Source organism: Stenotrophomonas sp. HMWF003 (assembly GCF_003061285.1).
Taxonomy (GTDB): domain Bacteria; phylum Pseudomonadota; class Gammaproteobacteria; order Xanthomonadales; family Xanthomonadaceae; genus Stenotrophomonas; species Stenotrophomonas maltophilia_AP.
This window is the reverse complement of the sequence record NZ_QAIW01000032.1, coordinates 1-6,982: the sequence shown is the minus strand read 5'-3', so window position 1 is coordinate 6,982 and position 6,982 is coordinate 1. Positions and strand designations below refer to the sequence as shown.

General features: G+C 66.5%; 4 protein-coding genes. 2 read left to right on the top strand and 2 right to left on the bottom strand.

The features are described from left to right. Together DBR34_RS01215 and DBR34_RS01210 are read right to left on the bottom strand one after the other, a co-directional pair. Window positions 1-2,145 (bottom strand): TonB-dependent receptor (locus DBR34_RS01215; RefSeq protein WP_128095381.1); only part of this gene is annotated, 2,145 nt, incomplete at its 3' end. 259 nt (window positions 2,146-2,404) lie between these two features. Beyond that, complete coding sequence (locus tag DBR34_RS01210; protein ID WP_128095380.1) at window positions 2,405-5,164, bottom strand: TonB-dependent receptor; 2,760 nt, start codon at window positions 5,162-5,164, stop codon at window positions 2,405-2,407. Between the two features lie 270 nt (window positions 5,165-5,434). Here DBR34_RS01210 and DBR34_RS01205 point away from each other — a divergent pair, with 270 nt between their 5' ends. After that, entirely contained in the window at window positions 5,435-6,451 is a 1,017-nt protein-coding gene (locus DBR34_RS01205) for a sugar kinase (RefSeq protein WP_128095379.1), read from the top strand. Continuing rightward, window positions 6,438-6,982, top strand: a 545-nt coding sequence (gene eda / locus DBR34_RS01200; RefSeq protein WP_128095378.1) for a bifunctional 4-hydroxy-2-oxoglutarate aldolase/2-dehydro-3-deoxy-phosphogluconate aldolase, incomplete at its 3' end; no start/stop codon positions are given. The genes DBR34_RS01205 and eda, both read left to right, overlap by 14 nt.

The window sequence follows — 6,982 nt, the reverse complement described above, 5'->3', positions numbered from 1 at the left end:
GTCGTTGGCACTGGCGGCCGTGCATGGCGCATAGCCATCGGCGGTAATGCGGGTCTGCACGTAGCGCACGCCAAGATTGCCGCGGAACGCGCGACCCAGCAGGTCGGTGTTGAAGTCCAGCTGCAGGTAGCTGCCGTAGCTCTTTTCGTTGACGTCGAAATTGTTGTTGGACGCGCCGAAGTGGCCGACGCTGGCCAGCCGGTAGTCACCGCCCAGGGTGCCGGTGTTGCAGTTGCAGTAGATGTCCAGCAGGTTGGCGATCTGCTTGAAGTCCGGCACCAGCCACGCGTTGGGCAGGCTGCCGTCCATGCCCTTGCCGAACCCGCTCAGCGAGCTGCTGAGGTCACCCACGGTGACGCCGTCCGGCAGCGCCTGCGACAACCGGCCGTAACTGATGTTGCGGTACTCCTGCGTGCTCATGTCGTAGTCCTTGTAGGCCAGACCGCCGCGCAGGGTGAAGGTGGGAGTGATGACGAAGGTGAGGTCCACCTTGGCCGTGTCGAAGGCGTTGTCGACGTACTGCGGGTTCAGCCGCACTTCGCTGATGTTGCCGCCGCGCGCGGTGCCGTTGGCGTTGACCGGCGTGCTGCCGTAGCCCAGCCACTGCCAGTTGTCCACGGCGCTGAGATCGAACGGGAAGGACATCGCCGGCACCTTGCCGTTGCGCATGTCCAGCACGAAGCCGTCCAGGTTGCTGTTGTCGAAGCTGACCATCGAGAACACCGGCCGTTCGTAGTTCGACGCGGAATGACCCACCACCGCGTCCAGCCGCACCGCGTCGTTGAAGCGGTGTTCCAGGTTCAGGCTGAACTGCTTGAACGCGGTGCTTTCTTCGATCGCGGTGGATTCGGTGCGGAAGTCCACGTTGTCGAACACGCCGTAGGTGAGGCGGTTCTGCGCATCGGCCTGCGCCTCGCGCACCACGATCTGGGTCTTGCCGCCGTACTGCGCGGTGCGATGCAGGTTGGCGCCGATGGAGTCTTCGCGCACGTCCTTGTCGAGCTTGGAATACAGCATGTCCAGGTTCAACTGGGTGTCATCGCTGACCTTGAACTGCAGCGCGCCGGTCACGCCCAGGCGTTCGATCTCGTGTTCGGTGCGCACATAGCGCGGGTAGCGCGGGATCCACGCGTTGGTCGCGGTTTCGTAGGCGGCAATGTTGTCCGCCGTGGCGGCGGGCCGGTCCAGGCCGGGGCCGCAGTGGGTGGCATCGATACCGTAGCTGCCCCAGCCGTTGCTGCGCGCCTGGTTGGCGGCGCTGCCCACGCCGGCGGCGGTTTCATTGGCCAGCGGGTTGCGCGGGGTCTGCGGGTCGTAGCCGGCCGGGCTGCAGAAGCCGTACGTACCGTTGTTGGCCGCGGTGCTCTGGTTGGAGTTGCGGTAGTTGCCGTGCTCCCAGCGGACCGGGTTGTAGCCTTCCTCGAAGATGGTGCGCTTGCTGTAGGCCACCGACATCAGCGCACCGAAGCGACCGTCGGCCCAGGTGTTGCTGATCAGCCCGGAGATCCGCGGGTCTTTGTTCCTGGACAGCTCGTTGTAGCCGTACTGGCCGCCGAGCGATGCCTGGAAACCCTCGAAGTCGAACGGGCGCGAACCGCGCAGGTCGACGGTGGCGCCCAGCGAGCCTTCGTCGGTCTGCGCCGACTGGGTCTTGCTGATCTTGACCCGGCTGAACAGCTCGGAGGCGAAGGTGTTGAAGTCGAAGCCGCGGCTGCGGTTGACCCCGGTGGTGCCGCTGCCGGCGGTGGACAGCGCTTCCAGGCCATTGATGCGCACGCGGGTGAAGTCCGAACCCAGGCCGCGCACGGAGATCTGCTGGCCTTCGCCGCCTTCGCGGTCGATCGACACACCGGCAATGCGCTGCATCGACTCGGCCAGGTTCAGATCGGGAAATTTGCCGATGTCTTCGGCGTAGATCGCATCGACCTGCTCGACGCTGTAGCGCTTCTCATCCAGCGACTGCTGCAGGCTTTCGCGGTAGGTGGCCTTGACCTCGACCTTGTCCAGGTCGACTGCGTTGAGTGCGGCGGCGGCTTCCGGTGTCTGCTGGGCCGCGGCGATGCCGGCGGTGCCCTGCAGGGCGAACGCGATGGCCACTGCGAGCAAGGTAACCGGTGTCTTTTTACGGGGGAACGGTCGATCCATCGTGTGTTTCCTTCCAGGGTGCGCCGCCATGCGAGCGTGATGGTGATGAGTCATGGACGTCCGGCCTCCCCCGGAGCGTCTGTCGCGCATGTGCCGCTGTGACACCGTTGGCCATCCGAAACGTAACAAACCCTTCACGCGGCGGCATCTTGCGCCGCAGCAGCGTGGCTGCATGCAGGTAGGGCGTGGATGGCAACGACGGCGGCGCGCGCAGCCGGCGGCGTGATCGCTCACGCCGCCGCTGGGTCCTGCCGGTGAATCAGAACTTGTAGCGCACGCCGAGCAGGAACTGGCGGCCACTCTCGGTGTACTGCAGCGGCAGCTCGCCGGTGCTCGGCGAGTACACCCACTCGTCGGACGCCTCGTTGGTGAGGTTGATGCCTTCCAGGCTCAGTTCCAGCTGGTCGCTGATGCGGTAGCGCAGGGAGGCGTCCAGCACGGTGGTGCCGGTCATGCCGTGGTAACCGTTCTCGTTGAAGCCGGTTTCCTGGCCGGGGGCCTGGGTGAGGTAGTCGCTGCGGTTGGTTGCCGATACCCGGCCCGACCACACCTCACCTTCGTAGAACAGCGTGGCGTTCCAGGCGTTCTTCGAGGTGCCGGTAAGCTGGTTCTTCATCACCGGCACACCGGCGCCGTTGACGTACTGGATGCTGGTGTCCACCCAGGTGTAGTTCAACTGCACGCCCAGGTTGGACCACTTGCCCGGCAGGAAGGTGAAGGGCTGGGTGTAGTTGGCCTCGACGCCGTACAGTTCGCCGCCCGGGGTGTTGAGCGGAATGGTGAAGGTGAAGTCATCGTTGACCGACGCACCGGTGCCGTCGAGCAGGCTGGCCGGCAGGCCGCTGCTGGAGTACGGACGCACTTCGCGGGTGGTCTGCACGAACGATTCGATGTCCTTGTAGAACAGGCCGATGCCGGCCATGGCGCCTTCGTTGAAGTACCACTCGAAGCTCATGTCCACGTTGGTGGCGCGGAACGGATCCAGGTTCGGGTTGCCACCGGCCACGGTCCGTGCGCCGCCAGCCACCGCCACGGTGACGCCCGGCGTCAGGTTGCCCAGCCCGGGACGGCTCATCACCTTGGCCGCGCCCAGGCGGATCAGGAAGTCCGGGGCGACTTCCGCCACCAGGTTGAACGAGGGCAGGGTGTCGTTGTACTTGCGGTTGGTGGTGGCCTGTACCAGCGCGCCGGCCACGGTGGCCGCGCCACTGGAGGTCTGCTCGGTCTGCACGTAGCGCACACCGAAGTTGCCCGACAGTGGAATGGATCCCAGGTCGGTGGAGAACTCACCCATCAGCCAGATGCCGCGGTCCTTCTCTTCCACGCTGCGGCTGTTGTTGGCGCGGGGTGCAACGGCGAAGGTGCCGGTGTTGCTGTAGATGTCCAGCGCGTCGGCAATGGCATCCAGGTTGGGCACCACCCAGTTGGACGGCGAACCGGAGATGCCCTTCAGACCGGCCTGGCTGGTCAGGTCCGGCGACACGATGCGGGTGCCGTCGGCAAAGGTTGGCACGGCCACTTCGCTGTTGCGACGCAGCTCCACCGTGCTGAAGGTGTAGTTCTTGGCCAGCACGCCGCCCTTGAGGCGGAAACCGGGGCTGATGTTCCAGTTGAAGTTGACTTCGGCGGTGTCGAAATCGTTGTCCACGTACTGCGGGCGCAGACGGATTTCGGCCAGCTCCCAGCCGTTGGGATCGGTCGGGTTGATCCCGTAGTTCAGGATCGGCGCACGGCTGTTGCCACGGTAGTCGTAGCTGTACCCGTCAACGTCGTACTTGTCCATGATGATGGTGGTCTGCACGGGGTTTTCGTGCGCCGAGCGCGAGGCGCCCACCCTGCCGTTGATCGAGAACGCGTCGCTGAAACGATGATCGAAGTTGAGGCTGGCCTGCTTGAACTCGGTGCTCCACTCGTCGTGGCGGTTCTCGGTGCGGATGTCCACGTTGTCGAACTCGCCGTAGACCAGCGCGTTGTTGCGGATCTCGCCATTGCGGACCACCATCGTCGGCTTGCCGTCGCGCTCGGGGCGGCGCGGATTGCCGGTATCACGGTTGCGGCTGAAGGAAATGGCTTCGATGTAGTGCTCGTCGCGGGTGGCGTCGATCTTGGAATACAGCGCGTCCAGCGAGATCTCGGTGGCGTCACTGGGCTTCCACTGCAGCGAGCCGGTGATGCCCAGACGTTCCTGCTGGTGTTCCAGCTGCACATAGCGCGGGAAGCGCGGGTGGTAGACGTCGGCACTGCGCGCGGCCGGGAAGGCCGGGCTGAGGGCGAAGTTGCCGTTGCTGGGGCCATTGGCCCAGCGCCCGGTGTTGGAGCCTTCTTCCAGCGCCTGGCGCTCGGAATAGGCCACCGACAGCAACGCACCGAAGGTGCCGTCGGCAAAGGTGTTTGAGATCAGGGCCGCCAGTCGCGGGTCGGCCTTTTCGGCCATGGCGTTGTAGCCGGCCTGGCCGCTGGCGGCGAAGGTGAAGCCGTCGTAGTCGAACGGGCGCGCGGTGCGCAGGTCCACGGTGGCGCCCAGCGACCCTTCCTCGACCTCGGCCGAGGCGGTCTTGCGCACCACCATCTGCGAGAACAGGTCCGAGGCGAACACGTTGAAATCGAAACCGCGGCCGCGGTTGGTGCCGCCGCTCTGGTCGCCGGCGCCGACGGTGGTCAGCGCTTCCATGCCGTTGATGCGCACGCGGGTGAAGTCCGGGCCGAGGCCACGCACGGAAATGTTGCGACCTTCACCGGCTTCACGGGTGATGACCACGCCCGGAATGCGCTGCAGCGACTCGGCCAGGTTGAGGTCCGGGAACTTGCCGATATCCTCGGCGACGATGGCATCGACCACGCCGGCTTCGCCGCGCTTGATGTCCAGCGCCTTCTCGACGCTGGCGCGGTAGCCGGTCACGGTGACGGTGTCCAGGTCGGTAGGGGCTTCCTGGGCCAGCGCGGTACCACTCAGCGCCAGGCCGATCGACAGGGCAAGCATGGTAACCGGTGTCTTTTTCTGGATGTTTCGAGATTGCATGTTTTCCCTCTCCCAAGGTGCTACATGAAACAGCTATCCGGCGACATGTCAGTGCAATGACACCGCTGGTCAGGGCGGACGTTAACAGCCCGTTCCAGAAGGAGCATCTTGCAGCGCAACAGATTTTCAATGTCCCCCGGAGGCTTGCGGGACAAAGCTTTCGACATTCGGCGCGGTAGACGCACGGCCGTCCATGGCTAGAATGACACCGCTAGCCATTCCATCCGGGTGCCGCCGCACGCGCCCTCGCTTTCACAAGGATCCACCGCCATGAGTCGTGTTGTCTGTTTCGGAGAGTTGCTGCTGCGCATGAGCGCACCGGGCCGCGAGCTGCTGCTGCAGAGCGCGCAGCTGGCGGTGCATCCCGGTGGTGCGGAGGCCAACGTGGGCGTGTCGCTGGCCCACCTGGGCCATGCGGTGGCGATGGTCAGCACGTTGCCGGACAACCCCTTGGGCCGGTTCGTCAGCGGCGAGCTGCGCCGGCATGGGGTGGACACCGGCCACGTGCAGGTCCGGCCCGGCCGCATGGGCCTGTACTTCCTCACCACCGGCGCGGTGCAGCGCGCCAGCGAAGTGGTCTACGACCGCGCCGACTCGGCGTTCGCCAGCGGCACCGCCGCCGACTACGACTGGGACGCGCTGCTGGACGGCGCCGACTGGCTGCACCTGTCCGGGGTCAGCCCGGCGCTGAACCCGGCCATGGCCCAGGCCACGCTGGCTGCGGCGCAGGCCGCCTGCGCGCGTGGCGTACGGGTGTCCTTCGATGGGAACTTCCGGCCGTCCCTGTGGGCGCGCTGGCAGGGCGACGCGCCGGCCATCCTGCGCGCGCTGTTCGCCTGCGCCGACGTGCTGTTTGCCGACTACCGCGACATCGGCGTGGTGCTGGGCGGGGAGTTTCCGCACCCGTACCCCGCCGATCGCGTGGACGCTGCGGCCGCGCAGGCGTTTGCCGCCTTCCCGCGGCTGCAGTGGATGGCCTGCACCCAGCGCACCCCGCACAGCGTGGACAACCACGCGCTGGGCGCGATGCTGCTCGGCCGCGACGGCACGCGCGCGGTGGCCCCGACCCGCGAGATGGTGGGCATCGTGGACCGCATCGGCGGCGGCGATGCCTTCGCCGCCGGCATCCTGCATGGCATGATGCGCGGCTTCGCACCGGAGGCGATCGTGCGCTTCGGCCTGGCTGCGGCCTGCCTCAAGCACTCGATCCCGGGCGACTTCAACCCTGTCAGCGAGGCTGACGTGATGGCCCTGACGGGCGAGGAGCGATTCGATGTCCGGCGCTGATCCACGTGTACGTGCAGTCCTGAAACTGGCCCCGGTGATTCCGGTGTTCACCCCGGAGAACATCGACGATGCCGTTGAAGTGGCGCGCGCCCTGTTCAACGGTGGCTTGCCGGTGATCGAGGTGACCCTGCGCACCCCGGTTGCGATGGAGGCGATCAAGGCCATGGTCGAGGCCGTGCCCGACGCGGTGGTGGGCGCCGGCACCGTGCTGACCGCCGCGCAGATGGAGCAGGTCAAGCAGGTGGGCGGGCGCTTTGCGGTATCGCCTGGTGCCACCCCGCGCCTGTATGCGGCCGCGCGCGACACCGACCTGCCGTTCCTGCCCGGCGTGGCCACCTCGTCCGAGCTGATGCTGGGCCTGGAGCACGGCCTGGATACCTTCAAGTTCTTCCCGGCGGTGCAGGCCGGTGGCGCGGCGATGCTGTCGGCGTGGAACGGGCCGTTCGGCGACGTGCGCTTCTGCCCGACCGGTGGGATCAGCGCGCAGACCGCGCGGGACTTCCTGCACCTGCCCAATGTGCTGTGCGTGGG

Coding starts and splice junctions, on each gene's coding strand:
- DBR34_RS01210 (WP_128095380.1), bottom strand. CDS start 5,164: ATGCAATCTCGAAACATCCAGAAAAAGACACCGGTTACCATGCTTGCC.
- DBR34_RS01205 (WP_128095379.1), top strand. CDS start 5,435: ATGAGTCGTGTTGTCTGTTTCGGAGAGTTGCTGCTGCGCATGAGCGCA.